This window comes from Methylomonas stagni, from assembly GCF_050154735.1.
In the GTDB taxonomy this organism is placed as follows: domain Bacteria; phylum Pseudomonadota; class Gammaproteobacteria; order Methylococcales; family Methylomonadaceae; genus Methylomonas; species Methylomonas koyamae_A.
This window is the reverse complement of record NZ_CP189557.1, coordinates 1,741,633-1,765,840: the sequence shown is the minus strand read 5'-3', so window position 1 is coordinate 1,765,840 and position 24,208 is coordinate 1,741,633. Positions and strand designations below refer to the sequence as shown.

The 24,208-nt window shown below is 56.5% G+C and carries 23 protein-coding genes and 3 pseudogenes; 8 read left to right on the top strand and 18 right to left on the bottom strand.

The window, feature by feature from the left end; all coding sequences use genetic code 11:
• Positions 1–92: 92 nt before the first annotated feature.
• The 15 genes and pseudogenes from ACP4CD_RS08300 to ACP4CD_RS08230 form a co-directional block, all read right to left on the bottom strand.
• Positions 93–1,037 (bottom strand): YbgA family protein, encoded by a 945-nt coding sequence (locus tag ACP4CD_RS08300; protein WP_426994209.1) that lies wholly within the window; start codon positions 1,035–1,037, stop codon positions 93–95.
• Positions 1,034–1,560 (bottom strand): annotated as a pseudogene (locus tag ACP4CD_RS08295) (lipocalin family protein). Before ACP4CD_RS08295 ends, ACP4CD_RS08300 begins: the two are co-directional and overlap by 4 nt.
• Positions 1,553–2,953, bottom strand: a complete 1,401-nt coding sequence (locus ACP4CD_RS08290) for a cryptochrome/photolyase family protein (protein WP_426994208.1) — start codon at positions 2,951–2,953, stop codon at positions 1,553–1,555. The pseudogene ACP4CD_RS08295 and the gene ACP4CD_RS08290 overlap by 8 nt, the downstream one beginning before the upstream one ends.
• A 3-nt stretch (positions 2,954–2,956) precedes the next feature.
• Positions 2,957–3,466 carry a hypothetical protein gene (locus tag ACP4CD_RS08285; protein ID WP_168028853.1) on the bottom strand — a complete coding sequence of 170 codons (510 nt, stop codon included), beginning with the start codon at positions 3,464–3,466 and terminating at the stop codon, positions 2,957–2,959.
• 15 nt (positions 3,467–3,481) lie between these two features.
• Positions 3,482–4,393, bottom strand: a complete 912-nt coding sequence (locus tag ACP4CD_RS08280; protein WP_426994207.1) for a TIGR01777 family oxidoreductase — start codon at positions 4,391–4,393, stop codon at positions 3,482–3,484.
• Between the two features lie 24 nt (positions 4,394–4,417).
• Complete coding sequence (locus ACP4CD_RS08275; RefSeq protein ID WP_071159818.1) at positions 4,418–5,041, bottom strand: sulfite oxidase heme-binding subunit YedZ; 624 nt, start codon at positions 5,039–5,041, stop codon at positions 4,418–4,420.
• Positions 5,041–5,964: a protein-methionine-sulfoxide reductase catalytic subunit MsrP gene (gene msrP / locus ACP4CD_RS08270; protein ID WP_426994206.1), complete on the bottom strand. Its 924-nt coding sequence runs from the start codon at positions 5,962–5,964 to the stop codon at positions 5,041–5,043. Before msrP ends, ACP4CD_RS08275 begins: the two co-directional genes overlap by 1 nt.
• A gap of 10 nt (positions 5,965–5,974) precedes the next feature.
• Positions 5,975–6,808 carry a sterol desaturase family protein gene (locus ACP4CD_RS08265; RefSeq protein WP_426994205.1) on the bottom strand — a complete coding sequence of 278 codons (834 nt, stop codon included), beginning with the start codon at positions 6,806–6,808 and terminating at the stop codon, positions 5,975–5,977.
• Between the two features lie 17 nt (positions 6,809–6,825).
• A complete protein-coding gene (locus ACP4CD_RS08260; protein ID WP_064030845.1) occupies positions 6,826–7,287 on the bottom strand; it encodes a PAS domain-containing protein in 462 nt (153 codons plus the stop codon).
• Positions 7,288–7,339: 52 nt separating this feature from the next.
• A complete protein-coding gene (locus tag ACP4CD_RS08255; protein ID WP_426994204.1) occupies positions 7,340–7,822 on the bottom strand; it encodes an SRPBCC family protein in 483 nt (160 codons plus the stop codon).
• A gap of 96 nt (positions 7,823–7,918) precedes the next feature.
• Positions 7,919–8,365, bottom strand: coding sequence for a hypothetical protein (locus tag ACP4CD_RS08250; protein ID WP_071159809.1), 447 nt, complete (start codon positions 8,363–8,365; stop codon positions 7,919–7,921).
• A 67-nt stretch (positions 8,366–8,432) separates the two neighbouring features.
• Positions 8,433–10,337, bottom strand: a complete 1,905-nt coding sequence (ftsH, locus tag ACP4CD_RS08245; RefSeq protein WP_426994203.1) for an ATP-dependent zinc metalloprotease FtsH — start codon at positions 10,335–10,337, stop codon at positions 8,433–8,435.
• A 15-nt stretch (positions 10,338–10,352) separates the two neighbouring features.
• A pseudogene (gene hflC, locus ACP4CD_RS08240) lies at positions 10,353–11,214 on the bottom strand (protease modulator HflC).
• Entirely contained in the window at positions 11,211–12,377 is a 1,167-nt protein-coding gene (gene hflK / locus ACP4CD_RS08235) for an FtsH protease activity modulator HflK (protein ID WP_426994202.1), read from the bottom strand. The pseudogene hflC and the gene hflK overlap by 4 nt, the downstream one beginning before the upstream one ends.
• A gap of 52 nt (positions 12,378–12,429) precedes the next feature.
• Positions 12,430–13,674, bottom strand: a complete 1,245-nt coding sequence (locus ACP4CD_RS08230) for a sigma-70 family RNA polymerase sigma factor (RefSeq protein ID WP_313728362.1) — start codon at positions 13,672–13,674, stop codon at positions 12,430–12,432.
• Between the two features lie 81 nt (positions 13,675–13,755).
• On the opposite strand from ACP4CD_RS08230, the gene ACP4CD_RS08225 reads away from it, so the two are divergent.
• Together ACP4CD_RS08225 and ACP4CD_RS08220 are read left to right on the top strand one after the other, a co-directional pair.
• Positions 13,756–14,661, top strand: coding sequence for a MerR family transcriptional regulator (locus tag ACP4CD_RS08225; RefSeq protein WP_426994201.1), 906 nt, complete (start codon positions 13,756–13,758; stop codon positions 14,659–14,661).
• 197 nt (positions 14,662–14,858) lie between these two features.
• Positions 14,859–15,317, top strand: a complete 459-nt coding sequence (locus tag ACP4CD_RS08220; RefSeq protein ID WP_064030837.1) for a GNAT family N-acetyltransferase — start codon at positions 14,859–14,861, stop codon at positions 15,315–15,317.
• Between the two features lie 32 nt (positions 15,318–15,349).
• Here ACP4CD_RS08220 and ACP4CD_RS08215 read toward each other — a convergent pair whose 3' ends face one another.
• Positions 15,350–15,496 carry a hypothetical protein gene (locus ACP4CD_RS08215; protein WP_426994200.1) on the bottom strand — a complete coding sequence of 49 codons (147 nt, stop codon included), beginning with the start codon at positions 15,494–15,496 and terminating at the stop codon, positions 15,350–15,352.
• 152 nt (positions 15,497–15,648) lie between these two features.
• Between ACP4CD_RS08215 and mutL the strand changes: the two are divergent.
• The 6 genes and pseudogenes from mutL (at position 15,649) to ACP4CD_RS08185 (ending at position 22,427) form a co-directional block, all read left to right on the top strand.
• Positions 15,649–17,498, top strand: a pseudogene (gene mutL, locus ACP4CD_RS08210) (DNA mismatch repair endonuclease MutL).
• Positions 17,495–18,433 (top strand): tRNA (adenosine(37)-N6)-dimethylallyltransferase MiaA, encoded by a 939-nt coding sequence (gene miaA, locus ACP4CD_RS08205; RefSeq protein ID WP_426994199.1) that lies wholly within the window; start codon positions 17,495–17,497, stop codon positions 18,431–18,433. The pseudogene mutL and the gene miaA overlap by 4 nt, the downstream one beginning before the upstream one ends.
• A complete protein-coding gene (locus ACP4CD_RS08200; protein ID WP_426994198.1) occupies positions 18,426–19,031 on the top strand; it encodes a 5-formyltetrahydrofolate cyclo-ligase in 606 nt (201 codons plus the stop codon). Before miaA ends, ACP4CD_RS08200 begins: the two co-directional genes overlap by 8 nt.
• Positions 19,024–20,178, top strand: a complete 1,155-nt coding sequence (locus tag ACP4CD_RS08195; RefSeq protein ID WP_426994197.1) for a carboxynorspermidine decarboxylase — start codon at positions 19,024–19,026, stop codon at positions 20,176–20,178. Before ACP4CD_RS08200 ends, ACP4CD_RS08195 begins: the two co-directional genes overlap by 8 nt.
• A gap of 210 nt (positions 20,179–20,388) precedes the next feature.
• Positions 20,389–21,453: a hypothetical protein gene (locus ACP4CD_RS08190; RefSeq protein WP_426994196.1), complete on the top strand. Its 1,065-nt coding sequence runs from the start codon at positions 20,389–20,391 to the stop codon at positions 21,451–21,453.
• 8 nt (positions 21,454–21,461) lie between these two features.
• Positions 21,462–22,427: a reprolysin-like metallopeptidase gene (locus ACP4CD_RS08185; protein ID WP_426994195.1), complete on the top strand. Its 966-nt coding sequence runs from the start codon at positions 21,462–21,464 to the stop codon at positions 22,425–22,427.
• 105 nt (positions 22,428–22,532) lie between these two features.
• On the opposite strand, the gene ACP4CD_RS08180 is transcribed toward ACP4CD_RS08185, so the two are convergent.
• Together ACP4CD_RS08180 and ACP4CD_RS08175 are read right to left on the bottom strand one after the other, a co-directional pair.
• Positions 22,533–23,342 (bottom strand): arylamine N-acetyltransferase family protein, encoded by an 810-nt coding sequence (locus ACP4CD_RS08180; protein WP_426994194.1) that lies wholly within the window; start codon positions 23,340–23,342, stop codon positions 22,533–22,535.
• Between the two features lie 106 nt (positions 23,343–23,448).
• Positions 23,449–23,931 (bottom strand): metallophosphoesterase family protein, encoded by a 483-nt coding sequence (locus ACP4CD_RS08175; protein ID WP_426994193.1) that lies wholly within the window; start codon positions 23,929–23,931, stop codon positions 23,449–23,451.
• Between the last annotated feature and the right edge of the window lie 277 nt (positions 23,932–24,208).

Sequence of the window (24,208 nt, the reverse complement as noted above, 5' to 3'; positions counted from 1 at the left end):
GTCCATGACCGGTCGGCCATCGGGTAAGCACAGCGTTTCCTGTTTGCCGACTGCGTGCGGGCTTGTCTGGCTGAATTGGCTGCGGCGACCCGCTATATCGCGTTCAACAGGGCCAATTCCGCCGGGTGCGGCGACAGGTAAAACGATTGGTCGATGAACGGGTCGGGTTCGCGGCGGAAGTGGTGTTTCAGCAGCGTTAGCGGCACGATCAGCGGGAGCAGGCCGGTTCGATAGGCTTCGATAGTTTCGACCAGCTCCTGCTTGGCGTCGCTGTCCAGTTTCTGCTTCAAATAGCCCTGGATGTGCTGCAACACGTTGACGTGGTTGCCTCGGGTAGCGACGACCTTCAAACAGGCCATCAAGGCCGCCAGGTAGGCGTCGGCGATTTCGGTCAGATTCGCGGCATTGGCGTCGGCGACCAGCCGGCCCAGTGCGCGGGCCTGATTTTGGTCGTGGCTCATCGCGATCAGTTTATGCCGGCTGTGAAAGCTCATCAGGGCGTGTACACCGAGGCCGGCCTCTGTCAGCTCCCGCCAACGCCGCAACACGAATACCCGCTGAATAAAGTTCTCGCGCAAGGCCGGGTCGCCGAGCCGGCCTTCCTCTTCGATCGGCAAATAGGGAAACCGGCGTTGGATAAATCCGGCGAAAATGCCGGTACCGCAACGCGCCGGTATGTCGTTTTTGTAGACCTTGACCCGCTCCATGCCGCAACTCGGCGAATCCTTCTTCAATATATAGCCGCATAACTCGGCCAACCAGTCGGCCTGCTTTGCCGAGGCTTGTTCCAAACGCTCGGTGACGTCGAATCCGTGATCCTTGACGCCGACGCAACGTATCACGCCCGGCGCGGTTTCTCGCAGTTGCACGCAAGGGCGGGGGATGCCCAGGCCGGCTTCCATTTCCGGGCAGAAGGCGCGGAATTCGAAGTACTGGCCCAGCGTGCGTTCGATGTAGCTGTGATATTTGTGAGCGCCGTCGTAACGGACTTCGTGGCCCAATAGACAGCTGCTGATACCGACTGGAATTTTCGTCATGGGATTTGCTCGGATGGTGGGTGCCGGTCGTAAATCAGTTGATCGGTGGCAAAGCCCAGGGTTCGAGCTTGGTCCAGCAAGGCTTTTAGCGTCGCGGCGGGCAATTGCGGATCGCGGGCCAGTACCCACAAATAGTCTCGGTCCGGTCCGGCGATCATCGCGTAACGATAGCCCGGTTTATCCAAGGCGATGATGTTGTAGGCGCCGTAAAACGGCCCGAAAAACGACACTTGCAAGGGCCGACAGTGGGCGTCTCGACGAATTCGGCCTGGCCTTCGGCGCTCTCCCGCTCGCCGGCTTCCGCTGAATAACCGCTGTTTAACACCTTGACGCTGCCGTCGGAATTCAGAGTGTATTCGGCGCGAATGTCGCTCAGGCCGCGTTCGAAGCGGTGATCCAGCCGAGCGATTTCGTACCAGGTGCCGAGGTATTGGGACAATTCGAAATCCTCGACCGCGACGACGCCGTCCGGGATGCCGGTGCAGCCGGCGAGAGTCAGTAACAGTAAACAGGTTTTACGCATCGGAGTTCTCTTGGATCGGCAGCGTGGTTAGCGCCTTGAATTGGGCTTTGATTAACCGGCTTTGGGTGCCGTGCTCGACGATCGGTGGCGGATAAGCGCCGGCCAGCGGTTGGCTGGCCCATTGGTGTATGACTTTCGCCGAGTAAGTCCGCAATTCCGGCAACCAGGTTTTGATGTAGTTGCATTGCGGATCGAACTTCTGTTGTTGCAGCCAGGGGTTGAAGATCCGGAAATAGGGTTGGGCATCGCATCCGGTGGATGCCGCCCACTGCCAATTGCCGTTGTTGACGCAGGGATCGTAATCCAGCAGATGTTGGGCAAAGTAGCGTTCGCCCCAGCGCCAGGAAATATGTAAATCCTTGACCAGAAAGGACGCGACCACCATCCGCAAGCGGTTGTGCATCCAGCCGGTTTGCTTCAATTCGCGCATCGCCGCGTCGACGATCGGGAAGCCGGTCAAGCCCTTGGTCCAGGCCGTGAAGTCGTCAAGATTATTGCGCCAGGGCACGGCGTCGAAGCGGCGGTCGAAAGCCTGCCCGAACACGTGCGGAAAGTGATAAGCGATGTGGCTGAAAAAATCGCGCCAATACAATTGTCGCAGCAACGGATGTTCCGGCCCTAATTGATGCTGAATCGCGGCGTATGCCTCGCGGACCGAGCAGGTGCCGAATTTTAGGTGTACCGACAACCGGCTGGTTTGGGCCAGTGCCGGGAAATCGCGGTTTTGCGCGTAGTCGCGACAGCTCGACACGGCTTGCAGACTTTGCAACGCGCTGGCGCGGCCGCCGGCAATCGGGTTGCGATGCGGACGCCGGTAGCGTTCCGGTAAATCGGCATCGTCGCCGGCCAGAGTGTCGGTATACCAACCCCCGTAGGCCAGCGCGGCCGGCGCGGCGACCGGTATTTGCCGGGCTCGCCGGTAAAACGGGGTGAATACTTGAATGGGATTACCTTTAGCACTGGCGATTTGTTCCGGCTCGGTCAGCAGCAGGTCGTTGGTGATGTGCAAGGCCACGCCCAACGCATTGCAGCATTCGCGGATTTCGGCATCGCGACGCAGACTGAACGGCGTGTAATCGCGGTTGATGTAGACCGCATCGAGGCCGAGCGTTTCGCGGAGCCGGGCAATCAAATCGTGGGGCAGGGTTGCGAAACAGTACAGCTTGCCGCCGCGGTTAACTAAATCGCGTTGCAGACCGGCGACGGCCTCCAGCATGTATTGCAGGCCGGGCTGGCTTTGATAGGTATGGGCTTCGATTTGGCGCGGATCGAACGCGAAGGCCGTTATCACACGGTCCGCACCGCGCCGCGCGGCATTCAGCGCGGTATTGTCGTCCACGCGTAAGTCTCGCCGAAACAGGAACAGCGCAACGCGATAGGGTTTGTCGCTCATGGCTTAGCAGTCGCCGAACTGTGCGATCATCTGCTGGCAATTGAACAGAATGTTGGGGTAATACCGATAAATCACCCAGCGCAACGCCAGATCGGCAAATGCGGCGATCGTGGCCAGCCTGGCCAGCACTGCCCAATATCTTGCCGTGCAATGCGCCGAGCAGCGCCACACCGCGCCGGTCCAGTAAATCAACGGCATCAGGCAGATGAGGTGTATCGTGATCCAGCTGGCGGCCGTGAACGAACCTTCCTGAAGTCGATAATCGACGCCGAACAGGATCGGATTGTAAATCAGGAAGAACGGCCAGAACGCGCTACTTAGCCTGGTATAGCCCAGCCAACTCCATTGTAGGTAGAGGTATAACGTATTCGGCAGCTTGACTTCCCAGTAAGCGGGTGGCGGCGGCGTTAGCGAGTACAGCAGGATGGTCAGCGCAACGCCGACGGCGAGTGCCTCCCACCAAGCCATGAAGGTGGTGAATTCCAGTAATAAAGCCAGACTGTTGAAGAGCATAGACGGTCGGGATGGTCAGTGGCGGAGTAAAAGTTGGTTTAAAGCGTCGTCCAAACGCGGATAGCGAAAACCGAAGCCGTGATTCGATAAGCGGGTTGGTAACACGCGTTGTCCGCCCAGCAGCAGTTCGGCCATTTCGCCCATTAACGGCCGTAGCAGCCAGGCCGGCAGCGGCAACAGCATCGGCCGACGTAGCGTCCTGGCCAGCGCTTGGCTGAATTGACGATTGTCGACAGGCGTCGGCGCGGTGGCATTATACGGTCCGACCAGGTTGCTATCGTTCATTAAGGTTTCGACGATCGCCAGCCAATCCGTCAAATGTATCCAGGACATCCATTGCCTGCCGTCGCCGATCGTGCCGCCCAGCCCCAGGCGATAAACCGGCAACAGGCGTTGCAGCAGGCCGCCGCCGTTGCCCAATACCAAGCCGGTACGCAGCAAACAGACCCGGCAACCGGACGATCCGGCGACAATGGCCGCCGCCTCCCAATCGGCGCATAGCTGCTGCGCGAAGTCGGGATTGGGTGGGCTGGTCTCTTCCAATGGACGCTCGCCCTGGTCGCCGTATATGCCGATCGCCGAACCGCTAATCAGGACGCCCGGCGGCCGGGTCGAGGCATTAATCCAGTCGGCCAGTTGCCGGGTGGGGCCGATCCGGCTGTCGCGCAATTCCCGCTTGCGGTCCTGGCTCCAGCGCCGATCCAGAATGCCGGCACCGGCCAGATTGACGATGGCGCGGAATTCGCCGGCATCCGGCAAGTCTGTTAGCGTAACCACGGGCGCGACCCGATCGCCGAAGCGGGCGCGGACTTTTTCGGCGTCGCGGCTGAAGATGTGGACCGAATAGCCTTGCTTGAGCAGGACCTCGGTTAAGGCGCTGCCCAAAAAGCCGGTTCCGCCGGTGATTAATATCGCTGGATTTGCCATCTTCGTCGCCTCGTCGTCGGATCGTCAGTCGCGCTGGCCGGCGCCAAGCACCAAGGCTTGCCGCAGGCTCTTCAACCAGCCAACCAGTCTAAAGCCCAGCAGCAAACCGAGGATGACCAGATAAAAACCGGGTTCGGCCAGATTGCCCTTGAGTTGCCAATAGTAGTGCAGAATTACCAATACCGAGGCCAGATAGATGTAGCGGTGCAGCCGCTTCCACTGTTTGCCCATCCGTTTCATCGCCCATTTCGACGAGGTGATTGCCATCAGCAGGATCAGGCTGTACGCGATCAGTCCCATCCACAAATAGTTGCTTTGCAGGACATCCGGCACGATGGCGTCCCAGGCCAGCGCGTGATCGACCCACAAATAGGCCAATAAATGCAGGCTGGCGTAAAGGAAACTGTACAGTCCGAAAATCTGCCGGTAATCGGCCATGCCGCGCCATTTGGATATGCTTTGTACCGGGGTAATCGTCAACGTGATCCATAAAAACCGCATGGCCCAATCGCCGAGCCGAATGTGCACGGCCTGAATTGGATTGGCGCCCAAACGATCCAGTTCGATATCGGCGATCAGCCACAACAGCGGCAGCAAGCAGACCGCGAGCGTGATGGACTTTAAATGGCGGAGGATGAACGCGGACATTAGAAAAAATGCTTTAAGTCCATCTGGCTATAAAGTTGGCCGACTTGGTCGGCATAGCCGTTGAACAATTCGGTTTTGCGGCGCGGCGTGAAAAAATCCGAGCCGAGCACGCGCTCGCTGGTTTGGGTCCAGCGCGGATGGGCCACCGCCGGGTTGACGTTGGCGTAAAAGCCGTATTCGCTCGGCGCGTAGCGGCTCCAGGACGTCAACGGCGCTCGCCGGGTCAATTCGATTTTGACGATGGCTTTGATGCTTTTGAAGCCATATTTCCAGGGTACGACCAAGCGCAGCGGCGCGCCGTTTTGCTTGGGCAGATCTCGTCCGTACATGCCGCTGGCCAAAATCGTTAACGGATGCAACGCTTCGTCCAGGCGTAGTCCTTCGACATAAGGCCAGTCCAACATCGCGCCGGCCCGCAATTTGGGCATGGCCTCGGGTTGCGCGGCCGAGGTGAACTTGACGAAACGGGCGGCGGACAGCGGTTGAGCGCGTTTCAGCAAGTCCGCCAACGGAAAGCCCAGCCACGGAATTACCGCGGACCAACCTTCCACGCAGCGTAAGCGGTAGATGCGTTCCTGGCGGGGATGGTCGCGCAGTATGTCCTCGAGGCTGTAGACGCCGGGCTTTTCGACTTCGCCGGCGATTTCGATTTGCCAAGGCTCGACGGCGATATGTCTAGCCAATTGCGCGACGCTTTCCTTGTCGAAAGCTAGCTCGTAGTAGTTGTTGTATTGCTCGACCAGCCTGGCCGGGGTAACGGCGTTGGCGTCGGCTATCGATTGCCGGTCTTCGGTCGCGGCGGCCAAGGTCCACGGCGCGGCGGCAGCCAGCCCCATGGCTTTCAGAAGAACGCGGCGGGCTTGGAATACGGCTGGGTCGGTCACGTCGTGATCGCGAAACGCCGAGCGGGTTTTAATCAACATGGCCGGGACCTCACGGCTTTTTGCTGTTGGGTATCCAACGCAGCAACTTGCGAAACTGGCGTTCGGTAATGAAGGCCAGCGAAAACAATTGAATGAAATTTTCCGCTTCGATCAAATCCAGTCCGATCTGGGCCGGCGCCAATTCCAGCCGGGTGCCGAACAGCCGGTCCCATATTGCCAGCACGATGCCGTAGTTACTGTCGTGTTCGCTACGCAATTTAGAGTGGTGGGTGCGGTGCAGCGACGGGGTAATTATCAGTTGCGACAGGGTCTGCTCGTGCGGCACGCGCAGGTTGGCGTGGTGAAAAAAGATGAAAAACAGTTCGATGATTTCGATCGATAGCACTAGATAGGCATCCACCCCAATCAATACCACGAACACGCATTTGTAGAGGATTTCCAGCAACAGGTCGAAGACGTGGAAGCGAAAGCCGGTCGAGACGTTGAAACACTTGTCGCTATGGTGGATTTTGTGGAACCGCCACAGCCATTCGAAGCGATGACTGGCATAGTGCCAAGCGTAAATCGCCAAATCGAAAAAGGCGAACGCCAACAGCCATTTCACTGGACCGTTTTCCAACTTGCCAAGTAGACCGAAATCGGCGAATTGTTGCGCGACCAGAAATAGCGACGAGGCGCGCAATACCGTCAATATCAGATTGTTGATTAAAAAGGCGGCGGTGTTGGTTACCAGCGACTCTTTGTAGATTTTGGTCGAAAACGGCAAATGGGGCTGACGTTTTTCCAAAACCAGTAAAGCGACGAAGGCCAGAATGGCGAGCCCGAACAAGGCTTGGTTAAAAGCGATCGCGGCGGCGGGTTGGGTATCGATTGCGGCGTTCATTGGACACCTCCGTCGGATTAACCGGTTTGGCCGGGCGTGCTGCCTAGCAGGGCGGAGAGGGCTTGGATTTCGTGATCGGCGTTGACTTGCTGGGTAATGTCGTATTGCACGCCGAGGTAGTACATCACCCGTTGTTTGTTATCGAACAGCGGGATAATGCGTAGCCGATTGTGAAACAGGGTGCCGTCCTTCTTGTAATTCCGCAGTTCGACTTCGACCGATTCATGCTTACGCATCGCTTCCGCAATTTGGCGGCGGGCCGGCTGATCGCGGTCTTCACCTTGCAAAAACCGGCAATTGTGGCCGACGATTTCATCGCTACCGTATCCGGTCAGGCGCTCGAAGGCCTTGTTGGCGTAAACGATGGGGGCATCGTCGAGATCGGGATCGGCCAACGTCACGCCGTTGACGCATTCGTCGAGTATCGCCGATAGAATTTGCGGAATGATGCCGCTGTCTTTTTTGACTACGAAAGGCATGTTAGTTACTCCCGGTAAGCGTTTTATTTTTATGGTCGAACTTGACGCCAGACTAAGGCGACTCGGAGACGATCAGGTTGCGAATGTTTTCCACGGTATTTTCGGCGCCGTCTTCTATCGCCGCTCGGATCAGTTTCTCGAAGGGCCGCATGAACACGTCGAGATTGAGCAACTCGAAGCGAAAGGTCAGGCGAGTCGGGCTGCGGTCGTTGAGACCTTCGAGTAAATAACTATGCCGATACGGTGACGTCAAGCCGCGAAAAATCAGGGTGTCTTCGGGTTGGTATTCGGTGATTTCGAACACCGATTCGATGGGTTCGCCGTTTTCGAGTATGCATTGTCGAGCCTTGGCGCCGACGAACACTTCCTCGCCGTCCAGGGCTTGAAACGCCAATAACTCTTCGGCCCATTTCGGGTAATTGTCGAAAAAGCGGGTGCCGACGAAATCGAACACTTCAGTGATCGGTTTTTCGATCTCGACACTGGCTTGGCCGGCGACCGGCCTGGTGGCGTCGAACGGTAGCTTGATAGGCATGGAGTCCCCCTCTCTGAATGCAAGCTTGGTGAAGTCGGCCGGTTTGTCGTTATTGTGGTGCCGGCCGTTGGTCGATTAACTTTGCGTAGTCATCGGTTAATGTCCTCTCGAAGCGGAAGATCCGCCGTGTCGATCTTGGCGGAATGCCGCTAGACCGCCGTACACCAGGTGAGATGCGCCGGCGTACAGGAATAGCTCGGCGTATTTCTCGTCGATTTCGATCTGGTTGATCGAAGCGTAAAACCCCAACGACGCGGTCAACAATAATAAAAACACGCCCAGGCCGGCGACCGCGGCCGGGCTGTTGCCGTATAAATAAAAGCTGTAGACGGCAATCTGCACCAGACTCAAGTAAAACATCATCAAGCGCAGATTGTTGGCGAGCGGACCGTACAGGTCGCTGTTATCCTCGAAATAGATGGCACCGCCGAACATCGACAACGCCGAGCTGATCAGAACCAGCAACACTGCGGCGTTAAAGTTGACTTGCAGCAGCAATTCCACGATGTCGAGGGTTTTGCCCGCTAGGGTTTTGGTCTGCATCGCGACACCTCGAAAAAGATACCCTCCAAGAGTGTTGCAGGTTTGGAGGGTATATAGAGGAGGAAGGTTAAGACGCCAGGGCCGGTCCCGGTTCCAGGCTTTCGTCTATTGGGTTTGCGTCGGCGGGCTCCGCATCCGCATCCGCGTCCTCGGCAACCACCGGTTCCGGCTCGGGTTCCGGCGGTGCGATTTGGTGGCCGCGCATCAGTTGGTCGATTTGAAATTTATCCAGGGTTTCCCAGTCCAGCAGGGCGTGCGCCATGTTGTGCAGGATTTCAATGTTTTCCTTCAAAATGGTCTCCGCGCGGTTGTAATTCGTATCGACCACCGCACGAATCTCGTCGTCGATCACTTGCGCCATTTTTTCCGACATCGGTTTGGATTGCGGGCCCATGTAGCCGCCTTCGCTGTCGCCGTAGTCCATTGGCCCTAGTCGTTCCGACAAGCCCCATTTGGTCACCATATTCCGGGCCAGTTGGGTGGCGCGCATGATGTCGTTCGAAGCGCCGGTGGTGACCTTGTTTTTACCGTAGATCAACGCTTCGGCGACCCGGCCGCCGAACAGACTGGAGATTTGGCTTTCCAATTTATCCTTGCTGGCGCTGTACTGATCGCGCTCGGGCAGGAACATCGTGATGCCCAACGCGCCGCCGCGCGGCATGATGCTGACTTTGTAAACCGGGTCGTGCTCGGGCACCAAGCGGCCGACAATCGCGTGGCCGGCTTCGTGGTAGGCGGTCATCAGCAGATCGTCACGGCTCATCATCATCGTGCGTTTCTCGGCGCCCATGATCATTTTGTCGCGGGCCTTGTCGAGCTCGGCCATCGATACCACTTTTTTGTTGTTGCGAGCCGCGAACAGCGCGCCCTCGTTGATCAGGTTGGCCAGTTCGGCGCCGGAAAATCCCGGCGTGCCTCGAGCCAGATCGTTGATGTTGACGTCCTCGGCCAGCGGTACCCGCGCGCCGTGGACCTTGAGGATTTGCTCGCGGCCCTTGATGTCCGGCAAGCCGACTTGCACTTGACGGTCGAACCGGCCGGGACGCAGCAGCGCTTTATCCAGCACGTCGGCGCGGTTGGTGGCGGCGATGACGATGATGCCTTCGTTGCCGCTGAAACCGTCCATTTCCACCAGTAATTGATTTAGGGTTTGCTCGCGTTCGTCGTTGCCCAGATTGCCGCTGCCGCGCTGGCGGCCGACCGCGTCGATCTCGTCGATGAAGATGATGCAAGGCGCGCGCTTTTTGGCTTGCTCGAACATGTCGCGGACCCTGGCCGCGCCGACCCCGACGAACATTTCGACGAAATCGGAGCCGGAGATCGAGAAGAACGGCACGCCCGCTTCGCCGGCGATGGCTCTGGCCAGCAGAGTCTTACCGGTTCCGGGAGGGCCGACCATCAGCACGCCGCGCGGGATTTTGCCGCCCAGGGCTTCGTATTTGCTGGGGTCTTTCAGAAAGTCGACCATTTCCTTGACGTCTTCCTTGGCTTCCTCGACGCCGGCCACGTCGCCGAAGCGAACCTTGACCTGGTCTTCGGCCATCAATTTGGCGCGGCTTTTGCCGAAGCCCATTTGGCCGCCGGGACCCGCGCCTTGCTGACGGCGCATGAAATAAACCAGCACCGCGATCAATAGCAAGGTTGGCGCCCACGACATCAGTATTTGAAATAAGGTTGACGGCGGTTGCGGTTTTTCGACTTTGATCTTGACGCCGTATTCCAACAATTCGTCGATCATCCGGGCGTCATTCGGGTTATAGGTGACGAAGCGGGTGCCGTTCTGACGGCGGCCCTCGACGTCGTAACCGCTAATCACGACTTCGGTAACGACTTTGTTGCGGACATCCTCGATGAAATCCGAATAAGAGATTTCGTAATGCGGATCGTAATCGGGCAGGCTGCGGTTGAGCACCGCCGATACCACGATACCGATCGCCGCGATGATCGTAATGAAGATTAAGAATTTTTTCATGGCGCGGTTCCCCGTTTATTTTTCGCTGGAGAAGTATTTGAAAAAGTCCGAATCCGGTTTCAACACCAGGGTATCCTGAGTTTTCTCGAACGAGGTTTGGTACGCCTGCAGCGAGCGGTAAAAGGCGTAGAACTCCGGATTGCGTCCGAAACTTTTCGCATAGATTTCGGCGGAGCCGGCGTCGCCGCGGCCGCGAATGTTTTCGGCATCTCGCTGGGCGTTGGCTACGATGACTTGCCGCTGCTTGTCGGCCTCGGCGCTGATTTGTTCGGCGCTTTCGGCGCCTTGCGAACGGAATTCCCGGGCGACCCGTTCCCGTTCGGCGCGCATCCTTTGATAAACCGAGCTGCTGACTTCCGGTGGCAAATCGATGCGTTTGACGCGGATATCGATCAGCTCGATGCCGAACTTGGCCGCGGTCGGCGCCAGTTTTTGCAGCAAAGTGTTGCGCAACTCGCTGCGGTCTTCGGAGATCAGTTGTTTGATGGTCCTGACGCCGAACTCGCTACGCATCGCGTCCTTCATGATTTGGTCCAGGCGCAGGTTCGCTTGAAACTCGTCGCCGCCGACCGTGGTGTAAAAGACCCACATCACCGATTCGCCACTTGGCGAACGAGTCGACTATAACGTTCTTCTTTTCGGAGGTAAGAAAACGCTCGGACTTGGCGTCCAAGGTCAGCACGCGCGCATCAAACGTGCTGACGTTATTGATGATGGGGGTCTTAAAATGGAGTCCCGGCTTGTAATCGGCGCTAACCATTTCACCGAGACGGAACAGGATGGCTTTTTCATGTTCGCGGACGTAAAACACGGACATGTAGGCCAAAATCAGTAACAACAGACTGCTGGGAATCAGGACTTGGATTCGGCTGCTCATGGTTTGCTCCTGCTTGGGCGTAAATCGCTGCCGCTGCTTTTGCGGGCGGCATTTTTATCTTTTGCGGACGGTTCGATGTTATGCTCGGCTTCTACTCCGCCGGTGGTCGCCGAACTGGCCGGATGGCCGGCGGTTTGCGGTAGCGGCATGTACAGCATCGGGTTGGCGCCGTCGGCGCCCAACATGATTTTATTGGTACTGCTGTACAGTTTTTCCTTGGCTTCCAGATAGAGACGCTTGCGGGTAATCGCCGGGTTTTTCTCGTATTCCACCAATAACTGATCGAAACGTTCGGTTTCGCCCTTGGCTTTGGCGAGTTTCTCAGCCTCGTAAGCCTCGGCCTCCTGGATGATTCGAGACGCGGCACCGCGGGCCTTGGGGATAATCTCGTTGGAATAGGCTTCGGCTTCGTTGATCAAGCGTTGCTTGTCCTCCCGAGCCCGAATCGCGTCCTCGAACGCGCCTTGAACTTCTTCTGGCGGTTGAGCGTCTTGCAAGTTGACGCTGGCGATCGTGATGCCGGTGCGGTAGTCGTCCATCGCTTGTTGAATCTGTTCCTTTAGTTCGGCGACGATTTGGCTGCGTCCCTCGGTCAGTACGAAGTCCATGTTGTTACGGCCGATCACCCCGCGTTCGACGCTCTCGGTGACTTGCTTCAACGTGTTTTCGTTATCCTTGACGCTATACAAGTAGTTTCTGGCGTTGTTGACCTGATATTGCACCGCCAGACGGACATTGATGATGTTTTCGTCCGCGGTCAACATTAAGGATTCCGCCGGAATCAACGACGATTTGCTCAATCGGCTGGAATCGCGGTAGCCGATTTCGATGAAGCGTTGTTGCTCGACGTTGACGATGGTGACCTCTTCTATCGGCAGCGGAAAGTGCCAATGCGGGCCCGGTAGCGTCGTGTCTGCATAGGCGCCGAAACGAGCGACCACGCCGCGATTGCCTTCTCCAACGATGTAAAAGCCGCTGCCCAGCCAAGCGACGACCAGCGTGCCGCCGAGCATCGAAGCCACCTTGGACATGGAAAACAGGTGTTTGTGATCGTTATAAAAATCGTTGGCCTTGCCCGAAAACTGTCGCCATTGCTTATCCACCTCCAGCTTCCAGTCCGGCTGCGGCTCGTGTTTACCGGTATTTTGTTTTTCTGATGACATAATCACTCCTCTTGTTAAGTGTTAGCCTGACCTGCGTCGTTACTTGTTATAGTTAGCCGTCCCTCGGCTCGAGAAATAGCATAAGGTCAAAACCAAACTGTTGTTTCAGTTTTTTTAAGGCATCGTTCTGAATTTGCCGAACTCTTTCCCGGGTGACATGCAGTTGGTCCGCGACGGCCTGTAAGGTCATTTCGGTATGATCGCGCAATCCGAAACGCATCGTCAGAATGGCCGCTTGCTTCTCCGGTAAGGATGCCACCGCTTTGTCGACGTATTGAGCCAAATCCCTTTCTATTAGTTCATCCAGCGGTAAACTGAATTGGTGTTGTTGCATTTTCGCCATCAGATCCAGGCCGTCTTCGTCGTCGTTGACCGCCGCGTCCAGCGAATGAGTCGCTTGGTAGTAGCTGCTGATGGTCTTGATCTCCTGTTCCGACAGATCACAACCCGCTTTCAGTTCTTCAAGCGTCGGCCAACGTTCGTTCTTTAAATAACAGGTACGCATCGCGTCGAACACGGTGTTGGCTTTTTCGGCCAGCGCGACCGGCAGGCGAACGATGCGCTCCTGCTTGACGATCAAGCGGGAAATCGCTTGTTTGATCCAGTAAATCGCATACGTGGAAAAGCAGATACCCCGATCCGGATCGAAACGGTCGACCGCCTTGATGAGTCCCACCAGCCCCTCCTGCATCAAATCGTCGAAACTCAGATTGCTGGTTTTGTATTTGTGGGCGACGAAGGCCACCAGGCCGGTGTTGGCGCTGATCATTTGTTGACGGGCGGTTTTCAATTCCTTTCTGGCCGCCGTCAATCGCGCCTTGTACGCCGTATCCTCGATCAAGGCTTCGGCGCTGGCGGCGACGGCCAATAAAAATACGGGCATGAAGTGCAACTTGTCCAGCAGCGGTAATAGAGTTCGGATGGCGTCGCATTGATTGAGTCTTTGCGGTTCGAAAAGTTGTACAAAGTAATCTTCTTGTACAAGTTCTTCATCGACAGTGTCGTCGCTCTGATCCGGGCAGTGGCTGCAATCGACGTTCAAACCGATGGCGAGCGTATCCAACAAGGCCTTATAGTCTTGCTGGCTTCTGGAGGCCACCAGTTCGGAACAATCGCTGCCTTTTTGCAGTTGCCTTATCAATTGTTCGGCCAGGGCTTGTGCGGCGCTCCGGTCGTTCCGAATCAGGACGGACAGATGTTGCCGGGCCTGTTCCAGTTTGCCGGCCAGCCGAGAGGTTTCCGATTCTTGCGTCGGTTGAATCTCTTCGAATGCATTGGAAGCGGTGAGCTCTGACATAGCGTTTCTTTTTTTATTTTTAAGTTGGCAATAACGTTACTACCTTGTAGAATATTTGTCAAAGAAAATAATGTACAAAACGTGAACAATGTACTCAATCAAGGCCATTACCTCGTTGACCGGCTTGACCCCGAGACCCTTAGGGCCTGGGAGAGACGCTATTCGTGTATCACGCCGTCCCGCACCGGTACCGGTCGGCGCTATTATTCCCAGCAAGACTTGGAAAAACTGACCTTGCTGGTCAATCTGACTCGCAACGGCCATCCGATCAGTAAGATCGCCGGCATGGATTGCCCGCAATTACGGGCGTTCCAGGAACAAGCCGCGCCGACGGTGGCCGAGCCGCGCACTTTGCCGCTGATCGAGCAAATCGTCGATGCATTAGCCGAGTATCGGATCGAGCGTTGCGAGCAACTGTTGAAACGGGCGCTGTTGGCAAGCGAACCGTTGGACTACGCCAGAGACGTTTTGTTGCCGGCGTTGCATAAAGTCGGTTATTTGTGGGAGCAGGGCCGTTTGAACATCGCCCAGGAACATATGTTTTCGAGTTGCGTGCAGCGTATCGTGCTAACGATGGTCAACAATTTGCACCGACCCTCGCCTAACAACCCGTCCATCATGTTCGCGACCCCGAGCGGCGAGCCGCATGAATTCGGAATCCTGTTGTGTTGCCTGGTGGCTTCGGCTCAGCAATACCAATGTTATTACCTCGGCGCCGATTTGCCGGCGGCCGATATTGTCGCCGCCGCCGCGCATTTACGTCCGGACGCGTTGGTCATGGGGCTGGTGAAGACACCGCCGGAAACAGCGACGCTCTTGGAACTAAAACAGATACTCGGCGCCAGTCTCGACAGCAAGCTTTGGTTGGGCGGCAGCGGCGCGGATTACATCGCCTCACACGCCCTGGCGGATTTGTCCCGGTGCGAATTGATCGGCGACATCGATCATTTCGACGCCAAGATCAAACAGCAACGGGTACTGAGTTAGCGGGGCGCCAGACAGAAGATTGGTCCACGTTGCCGCACGAAGTTCTGGCGTTCACCAAGTGGAATCTAAGCGCATTTCCAGGCGCGTCACCATGACCTTTTCAACCGAGAGCTTCGCCGAGCCGATTTTGATTTAAAATTGCCGCCTTCCGCGTCATCGAGCGCACTCGGGTTTTTTAAAAACGCCACAGACCAGCGATGCACATTATCGATTTAGCGGCCGAGCCCGAGCATCTGCCAACCTTGGCTGCTTGGCACCATCAGCAGTGGGCCGACTTAAACCCCGGCTTCGTCCTGAGTGAGCGGGTCGCTCGAATGCAGGCTTATCTAGGCGCGGACTTGGTGCCGAGTACTTTTGTCGGCAAGTGGCAGGGTAGGCTGGCTGGCTCCGCCGCTATCATCGAATCCGACATGGATACCCGGCCGGAACTGAGTCCGTGGTTGGCCAGCGTCTACGTGGCGCCGGAATTTCGCGATCGCGGCGTCGGTTCGGCACTAGTGCGCCATGCGATGGCGCAAGTCGAGGCGGCCGGCGTCGGCGCTTTATATTTGTTCACGCCGGATCGCGCGAGTTTTTACCGCCGTCTAGGTTGGCGGAGCGTGGCCGAGGAATTTTACCGAGGCCACGCCGTGACGGTGATGCGGGTGGATTTTTGAATCGATTTATGTTGACAAGTCTTTGATATTTTTTATGAAAAACGAAACTGCTTGAGCGTATCGGTCATCCAGCCGTAAGCCGCTGCCCGATCCGTCAGCGGAGACCAGATGGCTTCGTTGTTGGAAACGAAGCCTTGCACTTGAGCCTGCGTGTCGAGTGTTTGAGTATGTATAGTCACGATCATGTCTCCACATCCCAACTTTTGCAGCATCAGGCGCATCTCGCACTGGACATACATCCCCTCGTCTAGGCTTATGTGTCATTGGACAAGGCTCCAAATCCCCGTTCGAGTCGCTATCCGTTAAAATACGCGCTTTTTGGGCGCTTGCCATGCGGATACACGCTTTACCTCCTCAACTGGTCAACCAGATCGCCGCCGGCGAGGTCGTCGAGCGTCCGGCGTCGGTGGTTAAGGAATTGGTCGAGAACTGCTTCGACGCTGGCGCCAACCAAGTCACGATAGACATCGAGCAGGGCGGTATCCGCCAAATTCGGATTCGCGACAACGGCTGCGGCATCGTCAAGGACGATCTGGCGCTGGCGTTATCTCGCCACGCCACCAGCAAAATCGCGTCGTTGGACGATCTGGAGCAGGTCGGGACCATGGGGTTTCGCGGCGAGGCCTTGCCCAGCATCAGTTCGGTGGCGCGGTTGACCTTGATTTCCCGCACCCCGGAGGCCGATTGCGCCTGGCTGGTCAGTGCGGACGGCACCGAAAAAACTTCGATCCGCAACCCGATCCGCATCCAGCCGGGACCACCGTGGATGTCCGCGATTTGTTCTATAACACCCCGGCCCGCCGCAAATTTCTAAAAGCCGAGAAAACCGAGTTTGCTCATATCGAAAGCCTGATCCAAAAACTCGCCTTGGCCCGTTTCGATGTCGGTTTCGTGTTGAACCACAATCAGCGCGAGATTCTGCATCTGAAGCCGGCCACCAGCCTGACCGAGCAGGAAAAACGCATCGCCGCGATCTGCGGCTCGGCGTTTATCGAGCAGTCGGTGAAGATCGATTACGCTGCCTCCGGTCTGCAGTTACACGGATGGGTAGGCTTGCCGACTTTTTCGCGCGGTCAGCAGGATCAGCAGTTTTTTTACGTCAACGGCCGCTTGATCAAGGACAGGCTGGTCGCGCACGCGGTCAAGCAAGCCTATCAGGACGTCCTGTATCACGGTCGCCACCCGGTGTTCGTGTTGTATTTAACGCTGGACCCGGCACTGGTCGATGTGAATGCGCATCCGACCAAACTGGAGGTGAGGTTTCGTGAGGGCCGGACGGTACACGATTTTTTGTTCCAGGCTTTGCATCGCAGTCTGGCGGCTCAGCGACCCGGTAGCGAGGGGGGCATCGCGATAGACCATCAAAGCTTGCCTGCTGCCCAAGTGCAAGTTCCGAATCCGGCTGCCGTGCCAGCGCCGTTGCAAGCCTCTTTACCGTTGGACTTGTCCGAGCCGCCGGCGCGGACCGGACAGCCGGCGCCAAGCGCTTACCGGCCAACGGCGCGGCCGGCGGTTAACGTGCCGGAGCAAATCCTGGCCTACGCCAAACTCTATCCGACCGACGATACGCCGCCCGCCGCCGCGCCGGCCTCGGCGATGCCGCCGCTGGGTTTCGCGTTGGCGCATATCCACAATATCTACATTCTGGCCGAAACGGCCGACGGCATAATTCTGGTCGATGCGCATGCCGCCCACGAGCGAGTGACTTACGAGCGCTTGAAGCAGCATTACCATCAGTCCGCCATCGTCTCCCAGCCTTTGTTGCTGCCGATCAAATTGCAGGTGACGGCCGCCGAGGCCGATCTTGCCGAACGCGAGCACGCGTTTTTTCAGAACTTGGGCTTCGAATTGACCCGCTCCGGACCGGAAACCGTGGTGCTGCGCGCGACCCCGGCCTTGCTGGCGAAGAGCGATGTCGATCAGCTGGTGCGCGATTTGTTGGCCGATTTGCTCAACGACGGCTTCAGTCGGCACGTCGAGGAGAAAATCAATGCTGTGTTGGCGACGATGGCTTGCCACGGTTCGGTCAGAGCCCGCCGCAAGCTCAGTATCGACGAAATGAATGCCTTGCTGCGCGACATGGAGCAAACCGAGCGTATTGGTCAATGCAATCACGGCAGACCGACTTGGGTACGCTTGAGTCACCAGGATCTGGACCGCTTTTTCATGCGCGGTCAATGATGGAGCAGCCGAACAAAGCCAAGGTGGTCTTGTTGATGGGGCCGACCGCATCCGGCAAGTCGGCGTTGGCGGTGGCCATGGCGCAAGCGATGAACAGCGAAATCGTCAGCGTCGATTCGGCGCTGGTGTATCGCGGCATGGACATAGGTACCGCTAAACCGACGCCGGCCGAGCGCGGCGGCGTCCCGCATCATTTGATCGACATCCTCGATCCGCTCGATAGCTTTTCGACCGGCCAATTCCGCGATCGAGCCCTGGCCGCGATCGACGACATCCTGCAACGCGGCCGGTTGCCGATTCTGGTCGGCGGCACGATGCTGTATTTCAGCGCGTTAACCCAAGGTTTGGCTCGATTGCCGGCCGCCGATGCCGACCTGCGGCGCCGGCTGGACAGCGAGTTGGCTGAATTCGGCAAGGCGGCGATGCACGCCCGCCTAGCGCAAATCGATCCGCAAGCGGCGGCGCGCATCCACGCCAACGATCCGCAACGGGTACAGCGGGCGCTGGAGGTTTACCAACTCAGCGGCCGGCCGCTGAGCAGTTTTTTCGGTGCGGCCGGCGAGGTCGAAACGCCTTACCGCTATGTCAAATTGATCGTGGCTCCGGAACACCGAGCTACCTTGCACGACAAGATCGCACGGCGTTTCGACGCAATGCTGGCCGGCGGGTTTATCGACGAAGTACGGGCGTTGCGCGCGCGCGGCGACCTGGATACGGCGATGCCGTCGGTGCGTTGTGTCGGCTATCGCCAGGCCTGGAGCTATCTGGACGGCGAATACGACTTCGCGACCTTTCGGGAGAAAGCCATCGTTGCCACCCGTCAACTTGCCAAGCGCCAATTCACTTGGCTGCGTAAGGAACAGGAGGCACTGCATTTGCTGAGCGAGGCACCGGATTTATTGGCGCAAGCGCTGGCGGCGGTTGAACATGACTAAAGTCGATCAGCGCCGGCAAGCGTATCGAGCCAGAGCGGCGCAAAGCGAGCCGGCTTTGCATAGCGCGGCAATCCAATGTCGCTTAATGAATCAGATCTGGTTTCAGACCGCCGTTACGGTGCTGTGGTATGTCGGTTGTCGTTCTGAAGTCCAGACCCATACGGCGATTAACGACACCTTGGCGCTGGAAAAGTCGGTGGTCGTGCCTTATTGCACCGAGGACGCCGGCGGCGCGCGCTGCTTGGGTTTGTGGCGCTTAAACGATTTAACCGAGTTGCGGCCCGGTACCTGGCGGATTCCGGAACCGCCGGTAGAAAGACGCTACCAACCCGAGCGGCAAGTGGCGGTCACCGATCTGGATTTGGTACTGGTGCCAGGCGTGGCTTTCGATAAGCGCGGCGGGCGTTTGGGCAACGGCGCCGGGTACTACGATCGTTTGTTGAGTCAGGTTCGAGCCGATTGTTTATTGGTCGGCATTTGCTACGAGTCTCAATTGGTATCCGACGTCGTGACCGAGCCGCACGATGTGTTTATGGATTATGTGATAACCGAAGCCGCGCTTTACCGTGGCAGGGGAGAGAGGGGTGACGATGTTTAGAGCGTGTTTGGAGAGCGTCGAGACGACGCCGGCTTTTGTGTTGGACATGGACAAAGTCGCCGAAAATTTGCGACCGTTGTTGGCCTTGCGGGATATGGCCGGCTGTCACGTGCTGTATTCGATCAAGGCCTTGCCCTTGGGCTTTTTAATGGAATCGTTGCGCGGGCGAATCGACGGTTTTTCGGTCAGTTCCTTGTTCGAGGCGCGATGGGCTTACGAAATTCTGGGCGGGTCCGGCACCGTGCATTTGACTTCACCAGGTCTACGCCCGGCCGAAATCGCCGAATTGCGCAAAATTTGCACTCATATCAGCTTCAACTCCTTGAGCCAGTATCAGCGCCTGGCCGATAACTCCTTGTATGCCTCCAAGGGATTGCGGATCAACCCGAAACTTTCGTTTATCGACGACCCGCGCTTCGACCCGTGTCGGCAGCATTCCAAGCTGGGCGTGGACGTCGCCGAATTGAGCGGCGGCTTGCCGCCGGGCGTTAAGGGTTTGCACTTTCATAACGTATTCGACAGCACGGATTTTACCCCGCTGATGAAAACCCTGGCCGTGATCCAGCCATTGCTGATGAAGGCGCCAACCTTACACTGGCTGAATCTGGGTGGCGGCTATCGTTACCGCGACGCACCCGGCCAGTTGGTTCAGGTCTTGCGACGCTTGCGCGAAAGCTTTGGATTGTCGGTGTTTTTGGAGCCGGGCAAGGCCTTGGTCGGCGACGCCGGTTATTTGGTGACTACAGTGCTGGATCGCTTCGACAGCGACGGCAAAACCGTGCTGATTGTGGATACGTCGATCAACCATCATCCGGAAGTCTTCGAGTACCAACGCCAACCCCGATTGTTGGATAGCGATGAATACGGCTTGCATTCGGCGATAGTGGCCGGGTCTACCTGTTTGGCCGGTGACGTATTCGGTACTTACCGTTTTCGGCGTGTGCCGGAGGTGGGCGAAAAATTGGTGTTCGCCGAGCTCGGCGCCTACAGTCTGATCAAGGCCAATCGTTTTAACGGCTATAACTTGCCGGATGTCTATTCATTGTCGGCCGGTAGCCTGCAAATTCGCCAGCAATATGCCTACGATGTCTATCGCGAACAATGGCATTCCGCCAATTGTGAGCCGTCTCTAAGACCCGCGGATTAATCGGCCGATTTTTCCGTGTATCCCGCTAAACCGGACCGGTTTCACAAATTCGGTCCGGTGAATTCCTACAATAACTTCGTGTTTCAAATAAAGGGAGTGTCCATCTTAAAAGATGATACTTATTGGTTGGGAGATTTCCGAATATAGCGGAAACTCTCGGATTCAGCAGAGTTGGCTCGGTTGGTGTGCCTGCTGATGATAATTTAAAAGGTGACCGAAATGAAAGCGACAGAATATAAAAAGATAAGAACACTTGCGACCGCGATTTTGGCCGTGGTGTCCGCCAATGCAATGGCCAGCCAAGCGCCATTGATTAAAGAATTGCCCCACAACGTTTATCACGTTATTCAAAACAAAACCTTACGGGATGCCGCCGATCAATTGGCCAACCGTACCGGTATAACCTTTAAAATCAATGCCGATCTCGAGAATGACGCCATTACGCATAAAATTGTTGGCGACGATTGGAATATGGGATTGCATCAATTACTCGCCGGCTATAATCACAGCATAATCGCCGAAAGTGGGATTATTAAAACCGTAGTCATTACCGGACGCAACGGTAGTGGTTTAAATAAATCCGCGGACAATTCACTGGGTACCGAAATGATCGTAGTCGCACCGGATTATGCGAATAATCTTCCGGAGCGATATAAAAATTTTAAACCAGGCTCGGTCATGAATGTTAATTTGCCGATGGATCAATTAGCTGAGGTACCGATCGGAAAAACCTTTACGCTGGATTTACCGATAGGCCAATACAACGTAGTTCACGATAATGCCGTAGAGCATGCGGATGGCAGTTCAACCTGGATCGGTTATTTGGACGACGAAGGTAAAGGCTATCGGGTTTATCTCTCCCAAGGCGATGCCGGTGTAATCGGCAATGTTTTCACACCGGATGGCGCCTACAATATCGAAACGGTCGACGGTAAAACGGTCGTGGTTGATTTGGATAAATCCGGCTTGCAAACCGCCGGTTTCGAGGGCGATCAACAGGAAGCCATGGCCGACGAATCGGTGACGATGAACGACGCTGTTGGAAACTCCAGCAATTTGGACGCGCTGCGGACTGCGGCCGAAACTGCCAGGGCAACGGCGAATGCCTTAACCGCCGAAGCCAACGCGTTGTATCAACAATATCTAGTTGCAAAATCTCAAGCCGACGCCGGAGCGCAAACCGTCGCTTCGCTAAGCAACGCATTAAATGCCGCCAAAACCGCTTTGGCAAATGCGAGAACCGCGTTGAACAAGGACAAAAAAATTCGGCTTTAAAAGCGGCGGTGAATTCGGCGCAAGCCAATGTCAACAACTTGACCGCTCAATTGAGTCAAGCTAATTCGACCAATAAAACGGCTCAATCCAATGCGACACAATTGAAGTCGTCTTACGATAAAAAATATGCGCTCGCGGTCGCTGCGGAAACCAAGGCGAAAACCGCCGAAGCCACGTATGCGGCGGCTAGCGTGCAAACGACGGCTAACGCTACGGTCAGTACCACGACAAGTTCCAGCAATGCGGTGGTCGATTTGATGGTGCTTTACACCACCGTCAACCAAACCGCAACGTACGCGAAACAACGGATTGCCTATTTGGTCGACGTATCCAACCAATCTTACAAAGATTCGGGAATTAATATGAGCTTGAGATTGGTACACGCGAGACCAACCACCTATGTGGAGAGTAATTCCAACTCGCAAGCCCTGTCCGATTTGGCGTACGACAAAGGCGCGTTTGCCGGCACTGCCGCGCTCCGTAACAAGTACGGCGCCGATTTGGTGATGCTATTTAGACCGCTCTACGCAAAAACCGCCGGCAGCTGCGGCACCACCTACGTCGGCTTTGCCAACGGCGGCGCGGCGAACGCCAAATTCGGTTTCGGAACTATTGGCGACGGCTACTCCAAAGACTCGATGACCAATTACTATTGCGGAGCCAATACCTTCACTCATGAAATCGGCCATACCTTAGGCAATGTCCACGATCGTACGTACAGCAGTTTCCAAGGTAAATTTTCATATTCCTATGCATGGGGTATCAGCGGCAAATTCGGTACCGTGATGAGCTACTACGGTCCGTCCGTGATGTTGTTCGCGACGCCAAATTTGAGCACGCAATGCGCCGGCAGCGCTTGCGGTTTCGCGGAAGGCGATACCAATTCGTCCGACCAAACCAGAACGACGAATTACACCGCGCCATTGGTCGCCAACTACCGCTCCACCACGACCACCGTACCGGTTATTCAATAAACGATTCGTCTCGGTCCAGGCCCCGTCGAGGACACTCGACGGGGCTTTTTGTTTTTCGGTTCGAGTTGAATATCGTCACGTCGGCTAATTATCGCTACGAGGCGGTTAGTGGCCAGCCAACGCTAAGCGGTTGGCGAGAAGGACCAATTGGTCATCGTCGATTTCGATGTCGAATTGCTCGTTTAGCAAGGCTTGTAAGTGCGAGGTGCCTTCCACCGCGGTACTGATTTGCTCGCCGCCGATGAATTGGGAAAACCGGGTATTGAACAACTGCACCCAACCTGCGCAGGTATTGCGGCAAACCAACAGATTTTGCGATAGCAGCGATTGGTCCCAAGTCGTACATACCAGATTGGCCGCTTCCAGGTCGCAACGTTGGACTCTGGACAGATCGAAACTATACAACGCAAACCAGCCGTCGTCTTGTAGCCGCTCCAGCACGGTTTCTCCGGAATCCGCTTCCCGGCGCAAGCGGAAGCGGTTATGGTCCTGTATTTGTTCCTGTTCGGTGTTCAACCGCAGCGGCCGATAGTGGCTGGGACCGCCGAAGCCGACATCCACCAACCAGGGTTCGCCTTCGGCTTCGACGATAAACGCCAGATGCAGACGCGGCCCGCCTTCGCTACGACCCATCCGCACCCGCGCCAGGATGGGGCGATAGGCGAATCTCAGTTCATCCAGCGCGTGCCCGAACAGACTGTTCAATTCGAAGCAATAACCGCCGCGCCGTTTGGCGATAATTTTGTCCATCAATGCAACGGTTTCTAAATCCGGAAGTAGACCCAACAGCGGATTGATGTTTTCGAACGGAATCGCACTGAGCTGCGCCTGTTGTAGTTCGCTAAGGCCGGCGAGGGTGGTTTCCGGTTTAGCGATGCCGATGCGGTTAAGGTAAGCGTTGAAGTCAAAACTCATGGTCGTTGGTTTTATCGCGGTTAGTCGAGATGAATAGGTTAGCTTGCGGGAAATGTGGCGTGGCAGCGTGTTGTCGCTTATGCGGCAGTGCTTAAAACAAAGTGCTTCAAATCCGCAGTGCGATGATTTCGGCCTTTACGGTTGGGGCGTCGACGATCAATTCGGCGACGGTGACCGGCAATTTAAATCGGTGCGGACCGGCGCTGCCGGGGTTTACATACCACACGCCGTTCCGTTCCGAAATCGACGGCTGGTGCGAATGGCCGGATATGACGACGCGAATTCCAGCTGCCGCCGGATCGACGTCAAGTTCGGCCAGATCGTGAATCAGGTAGATCCCGACTTGTCCCAGCTCGACGCGCGCGCATATCGGTAACTCGTCGGCCCAGACGCCTTTATCGTTATTGCCGCGTACCGCCGTCACCGGTGCCAACTCGTTCAGCGTATGCAATACTTCCGGCTTGCCGACATCACCGGCATGCAAAATTCGCTCGCAGCCGCGCAGCGCGGCCAGCGCTTGCGGTCGCAGCAGGCCGTGGGTGTCGGAGATGATGCCAAGGCGGGTAGGGCGCGCGGGTACGTTAGTCATGGTTCATTATGGCGCCGTTCGGCACCACGCGGAAATAACCGGGCTGATTGGCCTTTCACTGCCACTGGAAATATTGGCGGGCGATTGCCTATTCCACCATTTTCCGAACGACAAGGTTTCGAAAGTACCATGGTTTCAGCCACGTTAGCTACTTGACTTTGCGCCACCATCTTTATTGGAGATAAACTCCGCGCCGGCACACAAACCAAGGATGGTTTTCGTAGCGAAAGTATCGCGGTTGCCGGTCCGCGAACCGGCGTTAAATTAGGGTTCGCAA

Coding starts and splice junctions, on each gene's coding strand:
- ACP4CD_RS08300 (WP_426994209.1), bottom strand. CDS start 1,037: ATGACGAAAATTCCAGTCGGTATCAGCAGCTGTCTATTGGGCCACGAA.
- ACP4CD_RS08290 (WP_426994208.1), bottom strand. CDS start 2,953: ATGAGCGACAAACCCTATCGCGTTGCGCTGTTCCTGTTTCGGCGAGAC.
- ACP4CD_RS08285 (WP_168028853.1), bottom strand. CDS start 3,466: ATGCTCTTCAACAGTCTGGCTTTATTACTGGAATTCACCACCTTCATG.
- ACP4CD_RS08280 (WP_426994207.1), bottom strand. CDS start 4,393: ATGGCAAATCCAGCGATATTAATCACCGGCGGAACCGGCTTTTTGGGC.
- ACP4CD_RS08275 (WP_071159818.1), bottom strand. CDS start 5,041: ATGTCCGCGTTCATCCTCCGCCATTTAAAGTCCATCACGCTCGCGGTC.
- msrP (WP_426994206.1), bottom strand. CDS start 5,964: ATGTTGATTAAAACCCGCTCGGCGTTTCGCGATCACGACGTGACCGAC.
- ACP4CD_RS08265 (WP_426994205.1), bottom strand. CDS start 6,808: ATGAACGCCGCAATCGATACCCAACCCGCCGCCGCGATCGCTTTTAAC.
- ACP4CD_RS08260 (WP_064030845.1), bottom strand. CDS start 7,287: ATGCCTTTCGTAGTCAAAAAAGACAGCGGCATCATTCCGCAAATTCTA.
- ACP4CD_RS08255 (WP_426994204.1), bottom strand. CDS start 7,822: ATGCCTATCAAGCTACCGTTCGACGCCACCAGGCCGGTCGCCGGCCAA.
- ACP4CD_RS08250 (WP_071159809.1), bottom strand. CDS start 8,365: ATGCAGACCAAAACCCTAGCGGGCAAAACCCTCGACATCGTGGAATTG.
- ftsH (WP_426994203.1), bottom strand. CDS start 10,337: ATGAAAAAATTCTTAATCTTCATTACGATCATCGCGGCGATCGGTATC.
- hflK (WP_426994202.1), bottom strand. CDS start 12,377: ATGTCATCAGAAAAACAAAATACCGGTAAACACGAGCCGCAGCCGGAC.
- ACP4CD_RS08230 (WP_313728362.1), bottom strand. CDS start 13,674: ATGTCAGAGCTCACCGCTTCCAATGCATTCGAAGAGATTCAACCGACG.
- ACP4CD_RS08220 (WP_064030837.1), top strand. CDS start 14,859: ATGCACATTATCGATTTAGCGGCCGAGCCCGAGCATCTGCCAACCTTG.
- miaA (WP_426994199.1), top strand. CDS start 17,495: ATGATGGAGCAGCCGAACAAAGCCAAGGTGGTCTTGTTGATGGGGCCG.
- ACP4CD_RS08200 (WP_426994198.1), top strand. CDS start 18,426: ATGACTAAAGTCGATCAGCGCCGGCAAGCGTATCGAGCCAGAGCGGCG.
- ACP4CD_RS08195 (WP_426994197.1), top strand. CDS start 19,024: ATGTTTAGAGCGTGTTTGGAGAGCGTCGAGACGACGCCGGCTTTTGTG.
- ACP4CD_RS08180 (WP_426994194.1), bottom strand. CDS start 23,342: ATGAGTTTTGACTTCAACGCTTACCTTAACCGCATCGGCATCGCTAAA.
- ACP4CD_RS08175 (WP_426994193.1), bottom strand. CDS start 23,931: ATGACTAACGTACCCGCGCGCCCTACCCGCCTTGGCATCATCTCCGAC.